This window comes from Candidatus Poribacteria bacterium (assembly GCA_016866785.1).
In the GTDB taxonomy this organism is placed as follows: domain Bacteria; phylum Poribacteria; class WGA-4E.
The window spans coordinates 1-16,997 of the sequence record VGLH01000088.1 but is presented as its reverse complement, the minus strand read 5'-3'; the positions used below and the strand labels follow the sequence as shown (position 1 = coordinate 16,997).

The following is a 16,997-nucleotide window of genomic DNA, read 5'->3' as shown; positions in this document are numbered from 1 at the left end:
CAGCAGCAAGCGATGACGGTGGAGCCGGACCATCCCTGCCGGATGCCCAACGCCGAACGTCTGGCGAGCGAAGGGCTCCGGTTCAACCGCGCCTACACGGTGACGGCGCATTGCTGTCCGTCGCGCGCGTCGTTCATGACGGGGCTCTATCCGAGTCGCCACGGCATCCACAACAACATCATGAACCGCGCCGCGATTCACACGGTCCTCAACGAGGGCGTCTCGACGTTCGGAGAGAGCCTCGCCGCGTCCGGGTACCGGATGCTCTACAGTGGGAAGTGGCACGTGACGACGACTGAGAACCCGTGCGACCGAGGATGGGAGGAACTGCTCGTCACGGCGGGCAAGGGAACCCATCACGGGCTCCACTTCGCCGACTGGAAGGAGCGCGCCCGCCGCGAGACGCCCTCGCAGGGAGCCCGCGCGCGTGGAACGCTTCGGCGGGAGGGATGGGGCGACTTCCGGCTCTACGGCACGTCCGCGCCGAGACCGGACACGGACCCCTACCACCCCGGCGATCTGCGCGTCGTCCACGAGGCGGTCCGCGGCATCGAATCGCTGTCGGAGTCGGACCAGCCGTGGTGCCTCTATGTCGGGACCATCGGACCCCACGACCCCTACATCGTGCCGGAGCATTACGCCCGCATGTATGACCCCGCCGACGTGGAGCTCCCGCCCAACTACGCCGACGCGATGGAGGACAAGCCGCGCGTCTACCAGCGGCAGCGGCGATTCTGGTCGCAGCTCTCCGACGACGAAGTGCGCGAGTCCATCGCCCACTACTGGGGGTTCTGCACGATGCAGGACGACCTGCTGGGAATAACCCTCGACGCGCTCGAAGCCAGCGGCATGGCGGACGACACGCTCGTCGTCTACACGTCCGACCACGGCGACTGCGTGGGAGCGCACGGGCTCTACCTCAAGGGAGTCGCGGCGTTCGATGAGACGTATCGGATTCCGCTCGTCATGCGCTGGCGCAACGGCATCGCGTCACCGGGCAGGGAAGTGGACGAGTTCATCTCGATGGCAGATTTCGCGCCGACGTTCGTGGAGCTCGCCGGTTCCGATCCGCCAGCGCACTCGTACAGCGGGAACAGCCTCGTCCCCTTCCTGCGCGGCGAAACGCCATCGGACTGGCGCGACGCCTTCTACTCGCAGTTCGACGGGGTGGAGCTCTATTACTCCCAGCGCGTCGTCCAGACGAAGCGGTGGAAGTACGTCTACAACGGCTTCGACTTCGACGAGCTCTACGACCTGGAGAACGACCCGCACGAGATGCGGAACCGGATCGACGACCCGGAGTTGGCAGATGTCGTCCGATCGCTGTCGGCGCGGCTGTGGCGCTTCGCGGCTCAGGAGGACGATCTGATCGGGAACCCCTATCCCACCGTCAGCTTCGCGCCGTTCGGACCCATGGTCGGGTTCCGGTCGGAGGATACCTAACGGCATCCCATCCTCGGCGCGCAGTCGCAGACAGCGAGAACGAGGTCTTTGGGCGGGCGTCAGTCGCGCGGGAACTTCGCGTAGCCTTCTTCTTCGAGGTAGCTGTACTTGTCCCGCAGCTTCTCTTGCAGTGCCTTGTCGTTCTCGACCTGCTGCATCGTCAAGCCCTCCTTTTTCAGGATGCCCATGATGACGTCCTGCAAGGGGGCTCCCTTGTTGGGATACCATCTGCCCGGGTTCCCACCGGGCTTCTTGACACTCGACATCGCGGCGGGGGCGGGTCCCTGCTGGGTGGGAGGCGGCGCGCCGCCTCCTGTCGATGCGACGGCGGCGATATCCAGTTCCAACCGCAGCTCCGGCAGACCGTTCCCCTGCATCACGACCGCGTTCGAGTCGATCCGGGCGACCCGGTAGCCGTTCCCGGCGTCTTCTCCGGCGGCGACATAGACGGAGCCCTGCGAGCCTTGCTTCCCCAAGAGCGCACGCTTTTTGGAGCCGGATTCGACGATCCCGACCAGCGTGAACGGGTTCTGCGGACCCGGCGGAGCCCACCCGAGCCGACGAAAGACGTTCAGATTGCCGATTGCGCGGTAGTGTTCCGGCACGCCGGGACCGAACTGCACAGGCGGCATCGGCGGACCCGCGCCCGGCTTCGCAGGAGCCTCGGACGGCTTCTTGCCATTCCCGGCGTTCTCGCTCTTGGAGGCTTCCTTCTTCGCAGGGCTGCTCGCAGGCGACTTCGGCATGACGCCCGCCATCGCCTGTTCGATGCGCTGGCGAATCTCGGGAGACGACATCAGTTTGGCGGCGAGCGCCGGGTTCGACCGAACATCGTCGAGGGTCACACCATTTTCGCGCAGAACGGCTTCGACGGCTTTCCGGGCTGGGGCGGGCATCTGGTCGATGAAGCGATTCACCTGGTCGCCATCTTGCGCAACGACGGCGCTGAGCGCCCAGATGAGCAGCGAAGCTCCGCCGATGGCTAGGGCGAGGGTTCGCAGGACCTGTCTGCCCACGATGGGGCTCCGTTCCGACGTGCCTATCGCGTCAGGCGCACGAGCCACCCGCGCGTCTGCGCCGCCTGCTTCCTACCCGCCACGATGGGCTCCACGGTGCTCCACAGGCTCAGGGCGCGTTGGCTCTCGACCCACTGCATCCCGGTGATCGGGACTTCCGCCTCTAGAATCAACGTCCGAGCGCGGGTCGAGACTTGCATCAGCCACACTCGCGAGAGTTGGGCGCGCGTCGCGGCGAGCTCGACATATGCCAGCGTGTCCGCATCGACCCACGTCGCCAATGTATGGGGAACGCTGAAGGGCGGCGTCTTTCCGTCGACCCAGTAGACGTAGACGCGCTGATCGAGCGGGTCGGCGGCGCTCCCTCCCAGATGCCCCGTGAGGACGCAGGCGATCTTCTGCCGGTCGGGAGACCATGAAAGAAGGCGGAACTTCTCAGCCGGAGTCTGCACGACGGACGCGAGCGCATTCTCCGTGGTTCCCAGGACGACAAGACGCGCGCGCCTGTCCTCATAGTACCGCGCGTCCGCTCCGACCGCAATGCTGATCCCTTTGGGGTCCCAGACGGGCGGCGGCAAGTAGGCGAACTGCCCGGAGTAGCCCCGTACCGGAAGCTGACCGATGCGAACCGGGTTTGACCCGGCGGCGTCCATCCGCCAGAGCTCGTCCGCCGACGGACCACGCCGCAGAAACGCGAGCTGGTTCGCTGCGGGCGACCACGCCGGAGCGTCTCCTTCGGAGAGGCGCTTCATGTCGTCGCCGCTCGCGCCGACGACCCACACCGCCGACTCCTGCGACGAGTAGGTCTCCAGCGCCAGCGTCTTCGAGTCGCGCGACCAGGACAGGTTCGGGTTGTAGAACGTGCCCTGGGCGATGGATCGGACGACTCCCGTGCGAGCGGAGACCGTCGCCACCTCGGAGGCGCGCCAGAACTGACCACCTGTCGTGGAGCGTAGAAAGAAGGCGATGCTGCCGCCGTTGGGCGACCAAATGGGTTTGTCGCCGCCCGCCGGCAGTTCCCACGTCGTCGCGACGCGTGATTTCCCGACGTGGATGAGCACCGGCGATTTCTTCCCTTCCCGCCGGAGCCGCGCCCAGTCCCCAGGTGGAACCCAGGCTTCCGCGCCGGTCGGAAGGCGCACCGCCGCCCATCCGCCGCTGGTCGCGGCGAGCTCCCAGACGCTGCGGTCGTTCAAGAGCGGACCCGGCGAGGCGTTGGAACGCGGCGACGTTCGCGTCGCGGACTCCCACGCGACGATTGTCAGGAAATCGTCGCCGTTGGGCGTCGACGCGCCGCCTCGACCGTCCAGCGCGTAGAGCTGTCCATCCAGCGACGGCAGATAGATGGTTCCGTGGGCAATAGCGGGAGTGCCGTCGGTCCCGATCCCGACCGAACCGTTCCAGACGGGCGTCGCGCCCCGATGGACTCGCATGGAACCGTCTTGGAACGCGGCGTAGGTCAGGTCGCCCGCGCGGACGGGCATCGACTTCGTGTAGGGCAGGTCCGAGCCGGTGGGCGGATTGGCGGTCGACGCTGCCAGCGGGGCGAGCTCCCCCTTGTCCGTTCCGTAAGCGACGCCGCCGATGGTCGCGCGTTGGCTGGCTCGGGAAACGACGGCTCCCGACGAGGGGTCGAGCGAGACGATGTCGCTGGGATGGACGCCAAACCACGCGAGCCCGTCGCCGGCGACAGGCGGCGACACGGTCCATCCCGGCAGAACCGCTCGCCAGAGCATCTCGCCGGTCTCGGCGGCGAGCCCATACGCGTTCGCCTTGGAATCGGCGAAGACGATCACGCCATCGACATAGGCGGCAGCTTGCTGGATCGGAGCTTCTGCGCGGAACCGCCACCGCGCGCCCCAGGAGGTCGCGCCGACGGCGTAGAACCGCCCATCCGTCGATCCGAAGTAGACGACATCCCCGATGACGATGGGGCTCGCCGTGATCGGCGCGGAGGTCTGGTACGTCCATCGGATTTTGAGGGGCGGCGCGGGTCCATCGACCGCTGCGGTTCCCGACCTGGACAGATCGCGCAGGTAGAGGGGCCAGTCCGTCGGAGCCGCGGGCTTGCGGAGGGAAGGATCGAGCGGCTTGGGCGTCGCTGCCGGCGCTCCGGCTGGCGTGGAGCCGTTCGGCGGCGGAGCCGCGCGGTCGCGGCAGCCGATCCCTGCCAGCAGGATCAGTGCCGCCAGCAGGCTGAACGCCATCGTTCGAGCGCGCCTATGTCGCTGCGCTCTTTCCACGCCTCAGCGCCGAGCCTCCAGGAGACGTGCGACGGCGTCGAGGATGCGATGCGCGACCTGCGACTTGGGCAGCATCGGCAGGGATTTCGGCTCCGACTCGCCGTCGATGAACGTGACGATGTTCGTGTCGGCGTCGAAACCGGCTCCTGGCTGGGTCACGTCGTTCAGAACGATCAGGTCGAGGTTCTTCTCGCGGAGCTTCCGCGTCGCGTTGGCGATCCCGTCGTTCGTCTCGGCGGCGAAACCGACCAGGACGCGGTTCCCTTTCTCGCCGCCGATATCAGCGGAGATGTCGGTCGTTTGGACGAGGCGCAACGTCAGCGCATCGTCTGACTTCTTGATCTTCGCGTCGGAGACGGTCTCCGGCGTGTAATCGGCGACGGCGGCGGCGAAGATGACGATGTCCGCGTTCTCTGCTGCCTGTCTCGCCGCTTGGAGCATCTCGGCGGCGGTTCCCACGTCGATCCGGCGTACGCGCGCCGGGGCGTCGAGATGCGCAGGTCCGCTGACCAGTGTGACGTCCGCGCCGCGCTTTTCGGCGGCTTCGGCGAGGGCGTAGCCCATCTTGCCGGACGAGCGGTTGCTGATGAACCGCACCGGATCGAGGTACTCGCGGGTCGGTCCCGCCGTGACGACGACGCGCCGTCCGGCGAGGTCACGCGCGGTCGATTCCGCCGTCTGGTTCCAGAGCTCCTCGATCTCGCGGAAGAGCTCGGGCACATCGCGGAGCCTGCCGCGTCCCTCGTAGCCGTCGGCGAGCATGCCGTAGTCCGGTCCCGAGAAGACTGCGCCACGCTCCGTCAGCGTCCGAATGTTCCGGACGACTGCCGGATGATCGTACATCGCGGAGTTCATCGCAGGGGCGATGAGCGTCGGGCAGCGGGCGGCGAGGAATAGGGTCGAGAGCAGGTCGTCCGCGATGCCGCACGCGAACTTGGCGATGGCGTTCGCGGTGGCTGGCGCCACGACCAGGAGCTGCGCCGCATCGGCGAGCGTGGTGTGCTCGGGCTTCCAGCCGGAGATGTCGAACGTGTCCGTGTGGACGGGGTTCCGCGAGAGCGTGGCGAGCGTCAGGGGGGCGATGAACCGCGACGCGTTGGGCGTCATGACGACGTGGACGTCCGCGCCGGCTTTCCGCAGCAGGCTGGTGAGCTCCGCCGCTTTGTACGCCGCGATGCTCCCCGTCACGCCATACAGGATGTTGACGCCTTCGAGTGGCATCGCGGCTCGTCCCCATCGATGCGGCGACGGCGGCGAACGAAGCTAGGTATCGTCGCCGTCGTCGTAGTCATCGCCGCCGATGTCGATATCGAGATCGGCGGACTCTTCGAACTCCTCGAAGATCGCGGCGACGTCCTCTTCGGCGTCGGCTTCCAGGTCGGCATCGGTATCGCCCAACGCGGGGCGTACGCCGATGACCTCAAAGTCGAGCCGTCCTTCGACGAGTTCGACAAGCGCCTGCGTGGTCGGCTTGCGAGCGGATCGGGCATGATCGCCGAAGGGGAGTTCGAGCTCGTTGAGCTCGCGGGCCCTTCGGGCGGCGATGTTGACCGCCAGGTACTTGTTGGTCACGCGCCGCTCGACGTCCTCGACGAGGATCTCGAACTCGGTAGCAGGCGGGCGATAGCGTCTCGTCGCGGGCAACGGAGGAGCGGGCTCCTCGGCGTCCTCTTCGAGAGCTTCGGCTTCCGCGAGGGTCTGGTCCACGTCGACGTCGTGATCGTTCAGTTCTTCCATCGGTCTCCCTGTTCTCGGCTCTCGTTGCGAGAGCCGCGCCGGTTCAGTCGTTCAGCCAGCGTTTCAGCGTGGAGTCGTGTTCTACGGTCAGGCGATGCCGCTCCGCCTCAATGATCGCCGCCAGCGTTTCGGCGGCTGCGTCGATTCCTGATTCGCGGTTGATGATAGCGTAGTCGTAGATGTCTGCCCGCTGGACCTCCTCGGCAGCGGCTTCCAATCGCTTCGCTCGGACCTCGTCGTCTTCGGTTCCTCTCCGCGTGAGCCTCGCCTCCAGGTCGGCGCGGCTCGGAGGCAGAACGAACACCAGAACGGCGTCTCGGTAGCGCGCGCGGATCTGGCTCGCGCCCTGCACGTCGATTTCGAGCAGCAGGTCCTGACCCTCCGCGAGGGCTTCCTCGACGGTGGATCGCAGCGTGCCGTAGTAGTTGTCTCGGTACTGGGCCCATTCGGCGAACGCGTCTTCGGCGATGCGCCGCCGGAACTCCTCGACGCTCAAGAAGTGGTACGATTCGCCGTCTGTCTCACCGGTTCGCGGGAGCCGAGTTGTCGCAGACACCGACATGCGGATGTCGCGCTTCCGACGCAACGCCTCGACGACCGATGTCTTGCCGGAGCCCGAGGGGCCCGACACCACGATCAGCAAGGGACGGTCGATCGAACGATCTGCCATGGACGCGTCCTGAACCGACCGAACCCGCCGTTACTCGACGTTCTGCGCCTGTTCCCGCAAGCGTTCGATCTCTGTCTTCATGCGGACGCAGAGCGCTACCGCGTTCGCATTCGGCACTTTCGACGAGATCGTGTTCGCCTCGCGGTTCATCTCCTGAAGGAGAAAGTCCATTTGCCGGCCGACGGCATCCGGGCTGTTCAAGCAATCGCGCAGTTGCTCCATGTGGCTGTCGAGCCGCGTGAGCTCTTCCGTCACGTCGGAGCGGTCGGCGAGGAGCCCGGCTTCGAGAACCACCCGCGACTCGTCGACGTCATGTCCGTCGCGGGTCAGGTCCTTGATGCGCTTGGTCAGCCGCTCTCGGTAGTGCTCGACGAGGTCGGGAACGGTCGCCCGAAGCTCAACCGCGATCTCGCCGATCGACGCGAGCCGGTCCGTCATCTCGCGGCGGAGCTGGTCGCCTTCGCGCTCGCGCATGGCGACGACCTCGTCCCACGCGCCCTGCAAACCTTTTTCCAGCAGCTTCCAGAGGGCTTCCGCGTCTCGTTCCGGTTCTGCCGTCGAAATGACGCCGGGGAACGTCAACACGGACGCTGCGGGAATCGAGTCCTCGACGCCGACGCTGCGAAGCACTTCACGAGCGCGCTGCGCGTAAGCACGCGCCAGATCGACATCGACCGCGAGGGTCGCCGCCCGTCCCGAACCCGTCGCCGCATAGTCGACAGACGCCGAGATGTGTCCACGGTCCGCGCACTGTCGAATCAGGGAAGTCGCCTGCGGCTCGAACGCGCTCAGCTTGGGCGGCAGTCGGAGCGACACTTGGCAGTAACGGTGGTTGACCGCCTTCATCTCGACCGTGATCGTGCCCGCGTCCGTCGCCGCGACGCTCCGTCCGAAACCGGTCATGCTGCGCATCGCGCGAGGACTCTCTTCGGTTGAGGAGCACGGCTTCGCCGCCCGTCGGCATACTACCGCAAGATACAAGTATAGCCGTGGGGAGCACGGGGCGTCAACAACCGGGAATCGCCTATAGCAGTCGGTATTGCGCCCAGGCTAGATACAGGCTCACCAGAGCGAGTGAGCCACGCAGCATCGCCACGCTCTTCGTATGGGCTTCCGTGCGCCGGATGAGTCGGCTAGCCGATCATTTTCATCGACCGCTCCCTTTCTTTCGACGGGACGCCATCCATTCAGCACTAGGGCCAGAACTGATACAGCGGCCGGTCGAACGCGACGCTCGCCAGACTCCAGGAATAGCCCAACACGTAATCCCCCAGCGCCATGCCCAGAAAGAACGGAATCGCCCGGCGATAGGCTTTCAGCCCGCTGTGCTTCAGGATGACGAACTTGCACAGCCACGCGACGAACAGTGGGCACCACAGGTTATACATGCCCCAACTGTTCGCCATCGCATAGCCCAGCGGATGCAGGGGCCATCCCAGGAACGTCGAACGCGCGAGCATCATCCCCGCCGACGCGGCGAATCCCACGACCATCGCCGCCGCCGCGAGCGCGTCCGTTTCCGTCGGGAACGCCAGCCAGCGCTCGAGCTGCCCATACAGATCGCGTCCGAATCCCAGCGCCCAGGGCCCATAGTGCCCCGTGTCCGCGCCGTGGCGGTAGTACTGCTCGCCCACCATGACGACCGTGACGACGCTCCCCACGAGCGTTGAGGCGAGGATGAGCCAGACGAACCGGCGCGGGTGCGCGCGCGTCCGTTCGGCGATCTTGAATGCCTCGAGCTGGAGCGGAGCCGGATGCGCCCGATAGGCGCGATTGAAGAAGTTGTAGAGCGCGAAGATGCCCAGGTTCCGAGGTCCCAGCCGCCGCGTTCCGAACAGGTCGATCAGCAAGCCCTGCGGCTCGATGTTGTGCAGGTCGTGGACGAGGAACCCCAGCTCCGCGCGCATGCGGGCGATCATCGTCCCCAGCGCGAAGTACATCGCGAAGAAGAGCGCGAACACCCACATCGACATCCCCGCGACGACCGAGAAGACGCCCAGATACGCCATCCCGAGCGCGATTCCGACGAACGCCGCGCGGTGCGACATCGCCTCGCCGCGCTCCGTATCGTCCGACTGCCCGCGGATCGCCGAGCGGACGGCGCGCGCCAGGTGACCCCTCGCCGTCCACAGCGCGAACCCCAGCAGCGCCATGTACGCCCCGAACCCCTGCTGATCGCCGAACGGATACCCCGGCAGCTTGTTCAGCCCAAACGCCGCCCCGACGGCAATCTCCGCCTTGTAGACCCAGTAGAACACCCAGCCGGACAGCAGCAGATCGAGCGGAATCAGAAACGAGATGCCGACCGCGAACGGGTAGAACGCCGACTGCACCGCCCCGATGCTCTGGAGCCCCAGCAGCGTGTCGATCCGCATACGCTTCACGGGCACGTAGGGCACCTGCGGGAAGATCGAGTTCAGCAGGTTCAGCACGCTGATTGCCGACGCGACGCCGAAGCCGATCCACATGACCGGCGAGCGGAAGAACCGCGCGCCGTCAAGCGTCATTTCGAGCGGAAGCTGGATGATCGGGTAGGAGAGCCGCTCATGCTCGATCCACTGTCGCCGCAGGAGCGAGTTGATGCAGATGAGCGTCGCGAACAGCGCGAACACGAACGCGAGCCACCACGCCAGAGGAGCCGCCCACGCCAGCAGGGCGCCCTTCTCGAAGAAGGAGCCCTTGCCGTCGTAGAACCCGCCCACCGCCTTCGGGTCCCAGACGGTCAGCCATCGCGGGATGTGCGGCAGGATGAGCTCGCGCCACTCGTTCTCCGGCGTGGCGAACCGGTAGGGGTAGGCGAGGATCGTCATCAGGATTTCGAGCAGATCGTGCGTGCAAAGCGCTGAGAGCACGCCCAGCATGACGTAGACGGTCATCAGCTCGCCGGCGGAGAACGCCCATCGGACGCGGACGCGGCGAAGCGCGCCGTTGGCGGCGATCATGCAGAAGAGAACGAAGACGACGTTCGAAAGGGGATGGACGAGCGTCGGGTGGGTGTAGCGCACCACCTCCATCTGCACCAGCCAGTAGACCATCAGCGGCATCAGCAGGAACCCGAAAACGACGGCGCGCGCCGTGACGGCGGGTTCCGATGATGGGGTCGTCTTGGCTTTTCGTGTCATCCCGGCTCCTTGTGGACGCGGCGGCTGGAATCCGCTCGGCATGGTGGGAGCCGGCGAGCGGTCGATGGGTTCTGCCGCGTTCGGGAGCGTCGTCGCGCTATCGGCGGCGAATCGGCTGGGTCTTGATCCGCGTGACGACGCTCCGAAGGATGCGTTCGAGCTCGTCGTCCGTGTCGGACGGCCGGAACTCGTGGGCGTCGATGACCAGCGGCGCGCCGAGGACGACGAGCGGAGCCCCCAGCGTCGGCATCGTGATCGCCTGCTCGACGCTCAATCCGCCGACCGCCTGGATCGGGATCGTCACGGCGTTGAACACGTCCTCCAGATGATCCAGCGGCGACATCGGCTTCTCTTTGCGGGCGTCGTAGCTCGTGTGAACGAGGATGACGTCGACGCCGAGGCGTTCCATGTCAACGGCGCACTGCACGGGGTCCGCCGCCGCCATGATGTCGCCCATGACGCCGATGCCGTATTCGGCTCCCGCCTTCACGACCGCGCGGATCGTCGCCGGCTCCGAAACGCCCATGACGACGACCCACGACGCGCCCGCCTTCGCCATCATCTCCGCTTCGAGGTAGCCGCCGTCCATCGTCTTGAGGTCGGCGATGATCGGATGGTTCGGGAACGCGTCGTGGAGCGCTTGGACCGCGTGGAGCCCCTCGCCGAGGATGAGCGGCGTCCCCGCTTCCAGCCAATCGACTCCGGCGGCGACGGCAACGCGGGCGAACGACATCGCCTCGTCGATGGTCGTCAGATCGAGCGATACCTGCGTGATCGGCTCCGTGACGCGGTAGGGTCGGGAGATGGGCATCGGGGTTCCTCAGGCTGGATGCAGAACGGCTTTGACGGCGTGGCGCTCTTCGGCGGCTTCGAAGGCGTGCTCCCACTCGGTGATCGGCAGGATGTGGGTAACCATCGCCTTCATGTTGACCGCGCCCGTTTCGAGCAGCGACAGGACGTTCTCCCACGTCTGCCACGTGTGGCTGTAGGTTCCTTGGAGCCGCACCGCCTTGGCGACGATGGGATCGAGGCTGATGCCCAGCGGGTCGCGGTTCCACGCGATCTTGGTGATCTGCCCGTTGCGCCGGACCATCTCGACCGCCTGGGCGATCGCGCCGTTGCCTCCGGCGGCATCGACGACGAGCGACGCGCCATCGCCGCCCGTGCGCCCCAAGACGACGGCGACGAGGTAGTGCTTCTCGGAGTCGATGACGGCGTCGAAGCCGATTTCCTCCGCCGCTGCCAGACGACGCGCGTCGATGCTCAGCCCGCTGACGATGACGCGCGCTCCGCGGATCTTGGCGATCTGCGCCGAGAAGAGCCCGATGGGTCCGGGTCCCAGCACGACGACCGTCTCGCCGGGGACGATCTCGCTCTTGACGCACAGGGCGTTGTAGGCGACGGCGATGGGTTCCGTCAGGGCGGCGTGCTCGAAGGGGACGCCTTCGGGAATGCGGTGCAGGCAGCGCTGCGGCACGCGGACGTAGCGCGTGAACGCGCCATCGACGCCGTATCCGAAGCCCTTGCGGTCGGGGCAGAGGTTGTACTCGCCGGCGCGGCAGAACCGGCAGACGCCGCAGATGACCGCCGACGTCTCGCTGACGACCCGCTCGCCGGGACGATAGGCGCGGACGTCGCTCCCCACCTCGCGGATCGTGCCGCAGAACTCATGTCCCTGGATGACCGGGACGTTGATCGGGTAGGTGATCTTGTTGCGCCAGAACTCGATATCGCTGCCACAGACGCCGGCGGCGCCGACTTCGAGGAGCACGTCGGTGGGCCCGATACTCGGCTCCGGCACTTCGCGGAGTTCGACGTTCTTGTCCTTCAGCCCGTACTTGACGACAGCTTTCATCCGCCCTGGCGCTCCTCATCCGGTGGGTGTCTGGTTCGGCGCGGTCATTCTAGCACAGGGCGATGCGTCGGCAACCGCGCTCTGTCAACGCTGGCGTCGCGTGCGCCCCGACTCTCGCCAGGGCTTGGCGGAGGGGTTCCCTATCCCTTGCGGGAGGGGGTTCGGATGCCTGGTCGAGCTCAGGGACGCAGCGGTGCGCAGGAGAACGCGGGCGCGCGGCTCGATGGGATGGCACGAACCAGCTCGGGGAACGCGTCGCGAGCGGCGTCTACTTCTACGAGCTCCGCGCCGGCTCCTTCCGCGAGACCCGCCGGATGGTGATCCACAAGTAGCTTGGCGCGAGGAAGGCTCTTGATCGCTCGTTCCACCCCTGCTAACATGCCCAAGCGCTCGGCGGACGACGCCTGCGCAAGGATCGAGGAGGCGCGCGCGGACGTTTGGAGTCCGGTTCGACCGTGGTGTATCTCGAGCGAACCCTCCTGACATCGTGACTCACGGCTAGGATGAATCCGAACGGCGCCAGGATCGGTGGGGTCTGGGCGTGATCGGAATCGTTCTGGGTCTCATGTTCGCCGTCCAGCCGTCGTCCATCGACGACCACGCCGCCCGACTGTACGACCGCAGCCTGATCGCCATTGCCCACGGAGACATCGCCGCCGCCGAGACGGCGCTGGAAGCCATCGTCGACGAGGTTCCGCTGCACCCGGACGCCGACTTCGACCTGGCGATGCTTCTCAGCCGTCAGGGCAAGTGGTCTCGCTGCGCCGAGCTCCTCCAGCGCGCCGTCGAATCCGATCCGACCCACGTGGAAGCCGCCGTCCGTCTGGGAGAAGCCCGGCTGATCGGGCTGGGCGACCCGGCGTCGGCGGTCGAGCCGCTCGAAGACGCCCTGCGACACGATCCGGCGAACGTCCGAGCCGCGCGTCTCCTGGCTCAGGCATGGGTTCGGTTGGGTCAGCCGGAACGCGCGCTTGCCGTCCTCGTCGCCGAGGGTATCAACGGGGCGTGGGATGCGCCGACGCAGACGATCTTCGCGCAGGCGCTGGCTTCGGCGGGCAGGCTTGAAGAAGCTGCCGGGGAGTTTCGCGCCGCGTTGGAGTTGGACCCGCGCCATGCCCCCGCGCTCATCGGGCTGGGGAACGTCCTGCGCCGTCTGGGTCGGACAGCCGACGCGGCTCCCGTCCTCGAATCGTTCCGCGAGACAAGCCGCGAGGACGACGAGATCATCATCCTGACCGGCTTCGTCCGGGCGGACCCGACCGACTTGGACTCGTGGTTCCGGCTTGGAATGCGATACCTCGGACGCGCGAGCTGGACGCGCGCCGCCAACGCGTTCGCGCACTGCGTCGCCGCGTCGCCGGACGATCCCTCTCCGCGTGAGGCGCTTGGATACGCGCTCCTGCAGGGCGGCAGCGCCGAATCGGCGTTGGTCCAGTTCCGCTGGCTCGTCACGCGGTTCCCGAACGTCCCCGAATACCGGAACAGCCTCGGAGCCGCCTACCTGAAGGCGAAGCAGCCGAAGCGCGCAGCCGCCGAGTTCTCCCAAGCCGTGCGGCTGAAGCCCAATGAACCCGGTTTCCGCGCCAACCTGGCGGAGGCGTACGAGCAGGCGGGCATGACGGAGCAGGCGGAACAGGAGCGCCGAGCGTTTGAGAAGCTGGTCTCCCCATAGCGGCGCGTTGGCGCTGTCCTTCCTGTTGCTCGCAGGGGGCGTCGCGGAAGAACCGTCTGTTCCGAGGCTAGAGCTGGTTCCGGTTCCGGCTGGCGAGTTCCTGATGGGCACCGACGAATGGGGCTCCGACGAGAGCCCCGCCCGGGCCGTCACACTCCCCGCGTTCTCCATCGCCGTGACCGAGACGACCAACGCCCAATACCACGCCTTCTGGCTCGCCGACGGGGGAGCGTCCAGCCGCCACACGCCTCTCAACTTCACGGACGAGGATCGCGTCGCCGCCTGGACGCGGACGGTGGCGGCGAAGCCCGATCATCCCGTCGTCGGCGTCACGTGGTTCGACGCCGCCGCCTACGCCGCGTGGCTGGGGATGCGCCTGCCCACCGAAGCCGAATGGGAGAAGGCAGCTCGCGGAACCGACGGTCGGCTGTGGTCATGGGGAAACGCCTTCGATGGGCGCATCGGCACGGCGACGCTCCACGCGAATCTGTTGCGCGACGGTTCCACACCGATGCCGGTCGGACGGTTCGTCACCGGCGCCAGCCCTTACGGCGCGCTCGACATGATCGGCAACGTCCGCGAGTGGACGGCGGACTGGTACTCGGAGACGTACTACCGCGCGTCAGGCGACATCGATCCCAAGGGTCCCGCGACGGGAACCTGGCGCGCCGTGCGGGGAGGATCGTGGACGGACCCGCCGGAGAACGGCGGCGTCACGCGCCGATACACGCAGCGCCCCGGCGTCGCGACGAGCTTCACGGGGTTCCGCGTCGCGCGGGACGGCACATGACCCGTCGATGGGCGATCCTCGCCGTGTGCCTCGTGTCGAGCCTTAGTCAGGCGGAACCCGCCATCCGATTCACGGACGTCACCGCTGACGCCGGGATCGGCTTCACGCACACCAGCGACCGCTCGGAAGCGCGGCGGCTCCCCGAAACGCTCGGCTCCGGCGTCGCATGGATCGACTACGACGGGGACGGGCTCCCCGATCTCTTCTTCGTGAACGGCGGCGATCTGGACGCGCTCGGATCGTCCACCGCGCCGAACGCCCTTTACAGGAACCGAGGCGACGGGACGTTCGAGGACGTAACGGCTTCCGCCGGAGTGGGCGGACGCGCCGGCTACGGGATGGGTTGCGCCGTCGGCGATTACGACAACGACGGCGATCCCGACCTCTACGTCACCTGCTATGGGCGGAATACGCTCTACCGCAACGACGGAGACGGGACGTTCTCAGACGCGACGGCGCAAGCGGGCGTCGAGGACTCCGGCTGGAGCTCCAGCGCGGCGTGGTTCGACTATGACCGGGACGGTCATCTCGACCTCTACGTCTGTCACTACGTCGTCTATGACCTGAACGCGTCCTACCCGCCGTGCGTCGAGCAGGGGGTGCGGACCTACTGCCATCCGCGCCACTTCGAGGGCGAGCCGGATCGGCTCTACCGGAACAACGGCGACGGAACCTTCACCGACGCGACGAAGCCCGCCGGAGCCGTGGACCTCGGCGGGATGTTCGACGGCAAGGGGCTGGGCGTCGTCGCCGCCGACGTGACGGACGACGGCTATCCCGACCTCTACATCGCCAACGACGACACACCCAACTACCTCTTCATCAACAACCGGGACGGCACTTTCACGGAGACCGCGCTGCTCGCAGGCTGCGCGTTCAGCGGAGACGGCGTCGCGCAGGCGGGCATGGGCGTCGATGCGTCCGACGTGGACGGCGATGGGCGGATCGACCTTTTCGTCACGAACCTCTGCTACGAGACGAACGCGCTCTACCGGAACCTGGGCGATGGGTCGTTCGTGGATGCGACCTACGCTGCCCATCTGGCGAACGAGAGCTACCTGCACGTCGGATTCGGGACCGGGTTCGCCGACTTCGACAACGACGGCTGGCGCGATCTCTTCGTGGCGAACGGACATATCCTCGACAACGTGGAGCAGACATCCGACACGCTGACCTACGCCCAACGCGATCAGGTGTTCCGCAGTCTGGGCGGCGGGTTGTTCCAAGACGCCTCGGCGGAGGCGGGGGAGTACTTCGCCCGGCGAGGAGCGTCGCGCGGAGCCGCCTTCGCCGACTACGACAACGACGGCGATGTGGACGTCGTCGTGACAACGTCGGGGGGCGCGCCGGTTCTTCTGCGGAACGACTCGCCGCGCGGCGGGAACTGGGCGCGGGTGCGCCTGGAGGGTCGCGGAAGCGCCCGGGACGGGATCGGCGCGCGCGTCTCCGTCACGGCCGGGGACCGCATGGACGCCCAGGAGGTCAAGACGGGTTCCAGCTACCTGAGCGCCTCGGACGCCCGGCTCCACTTCGGACTCGGCGGCGCTGACAGAATCGACCGGCTGGAGGTGCGGTGGGGTAGCGGCGGCGTCCAGATTCTCCAGGACCTTCCGGCGAACCGCGAGATCGTCGTCGTGGAACCGGAGTAGCCGTCAGGGACGCAGCGGCGCGCAGGAGAACGCGGCGGACTCGGTGGACGGCGGCAGGTCGAGGACCAGGCAGCCGCCTTCGACGCGCGGCGGCGCAGGCTGCCTGCCCTCGATGGCAAGCACGTAGGGCTTCGAGTCGATCCCGCGCTCGAGGCGCACGCGGAGCCGCTGCGCAGACTTCCCAGCGTACTGCCCTTCGATGCCGGAGCGCGCCATGCGGTAGTCGAGCTTCCGGTCCCGCCAGACGATGGACTGTCCGAACCCGGCTGCCCAAAACGACGACGGGACGTTCGGCTTGAGGATCAGCGAGCCATCCAGTTCGAGCTGCGTTCCGAGCAGGAACCGGTGGACGATCCGGATGAGGTTCGCGGGGTACTCGCAGTAGGTGTTGGGTCCGGCGGGCGTTCCGTCCGGGGGATGGTAGCGCTCGCGCCAGTAGTAGCCGTTGTCCTCCCCGATCCGAGCGACGCGCTGGAGCGACGCGGCGATGCCCTTGCCGTCGGCCATGCGCGCCCGCGCCCAGCACTCGACATACCAGACGCGCCCCATCGCGGCGAGGTCGTGCCGGTGGCCGGAATGGGTGAACTCCCACTCCTCGTAGGAATCCGGGCGCGTCGCGATGCCGGTCGGGACGCCGCCATAGTAGAAGCCGGCTTCGTCGCGGACCCGCTCCCACGCGCTGGCTTGCTGGTCGGGGTCGCCGACGTCTGCCGCGAGCGCCGCCCAGTTCGTGTCGGTCAGCCCGTGCGCGTCGATCAACCCGCGCTCCGGATGGATGTATTCGCCGAAGTGGTCGCCCG

At 67.2% G+C, this 16,997-nt stretch carries 14 protein-coding genes; 5 read left to right on the top strand and 9 right to left on the bottom strand.

Translation table 11 applies throughout. From position 1 onward, the window contains the following. Positions 1-1,443, top strand: a 1,443-nt coding sequence (locus FJZ36_12935; GenBank protein MBM3215810.1) for a DUF4976 domain-containing protein, incomplete at its 5' end; no start/stop codon positions are given. A 59-nt stretch (positions 1,444-1,502) separates the two neighbouring features. Here the strand turns inward: FJZ36_12935 and FJZ36_12930 are convergent. The 9 genes from FJZ36_12930 to FJZ36_12890 all read right to left on the bottom strand — a co-directional run bounded on the left by FJZ36_12930 (position 1,503) and on the right by FJZ36_12890 (position 12,086). After that, positions 1,503-2,459, bottom strand: a complete 957-nt coding sequence (locus FJZ36_12930) for a hypothetical protein (GenBank protein MBM3215809.1) — start codon at positions 2,457-2,459, stop codon at positions 1,503-1,505. 23 nt (positions 2,460-2,482) lie between these two features. Beyond that, positions 2,483-4,666 (bottom strand): hypothetical protein, encoded by a 2,184-nt coding sequence (locus FJZ36_12925; GenBank protein ID MBM3215808.1) that lies wholly within the window; start codon positions 4,664-4,666, stop codon positions 2,483-2,485. A 39-nt stretch (positions 4,667-4,705) separates the two neighbouring features. Then, on the bottom strand, positions 4,706-5,923 hold the full coding sequence (gene coaBC / locus FJZ36_12920; protein MBM3215807.1) for a bifunctional phosphopantothenoylcysteine decarboxylase/phosphopantothenate--cysteine ligase CoaBC: 1,218 nt from the start codon (positions 5,921-5,923) through the stop codon (positions 4,706-4,708). Positions 5,924-5,965: 42 nt separating this feature from the next. Then, positions 5,966-6,439, bottom strand: coding sequence for a DNA-directed RNA polymerase subunit omega (gene rpoZ, locus FJZ36_12915; protein ID MBM3215806.1), 474 nt, complete (start codon positions 6,437-6,439; stop codon positions 5,966-5,968). 43 nt (positions 6,440-6,482) lie between these two features. Continuing rightward, a complete protein-coding gene (locus FJZ36_12910) occupies positions 6,483-7,109 on the bottom strand; it encodes a guanylate kinase (protein ID MBM3215805.1) in 627 nt (208 codons plus the stop codon). A 30-nt stretch (positions 7,110-7,139) separates the two neighbouring features. Further along, entirely contained in the window at positions 7,140-8,021 is an 882-nt protein-coding gene (locus tag FJZ36_12905) for a YicC family protein (GenBank protein ID MBM3215804.1), read from the bottom strand. Between the two features lie 281 nt (positions 8,022-8,302). Then, positions 8,303-10,231, bottom strand: coding sequence for a hypothetical protein (locus tag FJZ36_12900; protein ID MBM3215803.1), 1,929 nt, complete (start codon positions 10,229-10,231; stop codon positions 8,303-8,305). 97 nt (positions 10,232-10,328) lie between these two features. Continuing rightward, a complete protein-coding gene (locus FJZ36_12895; GenBank protein ID MBM3215802.1) occupies positions 10,329-11,042 on the bottom strand; it encodes a D-arabino 3-hexulose 6-phosphate aldehyde lyase in 714 nt (237 codons plus the stop codon). A gap of 9 nt (positions 11,043-11,051) precedes the next feature. Continuing rightward, the gene (locus FJZ36_12890; GenBank protein MBM3215801.1) at positions 11,052-12,086 is read right to left on the bottom strand and encodes a zinc-binding dehydrogenase; all 1,035 of its coding nucleotides are present in this window, start codon (positions 12,084-12,086) and stop codon (positions 11,052-11,054) included. A 62-nt stretch (positions 12,087-12,148) separates the two neighbouring features. Between FJZ36_12890 and FJZ36_12885 the strand changes: the two genes are divergently transcribed. From FJZ36_12885 to FJZ36_12870, 4 genes are all read left to right on the top strand, one after another. After that, positions 12,149-12,418, top strand: a complete 270-nt coding sequence (locus FJZ36_12885; protein MBM3215800.1) for a hypothetical protein — start codon at positions 12,149-12,151, stop codon at positions 12,416-12,418. A gap of 209 nt (positions 12,419-12,627) precedes the next feature. After that, positions 12,628-13,758 (top strand): tetratricopeptide repeat protein, encoded by a 1,131-nt coding sequence (locus FJZ36_12880; GenBank protein ID MBM3215799.1) that lies wholly within the window; start codon positions 12,628-12,630, stop codon positions 13,756-13,758. Then, on the top strand, positions 13,736-14,548 hold the full coding sequence (locus tag FJZ36_12875; GenBank protein ID MBM3215798.1) for a formylglycine-generating enzyme family protein: 813 nt from the start codon (positions 13,736-13,738) through the stop codon (positions 14,546-14,548). Before FJZ36_12880 ends, FJZ36_12875 begins: the two co-directional genes overlap by 23 nt. Continuing rightward, positions 14,545-16,197 (top strand): CRTAC1 family protein, encoded by a 1,653-nt coding sequence (locus tag FJZ36_12870; protein MBM3215797.1) that lies wholly within the window; start codon positions 14,545-14,547, stop codon positions 16,195-16,197. Before FJZ36_12875 ends, FJZ36_12870 begins: the two co-directional genes overlap by 4 nt. Positions 16,198-16,997: the final 800 nt, after the last annotated feature.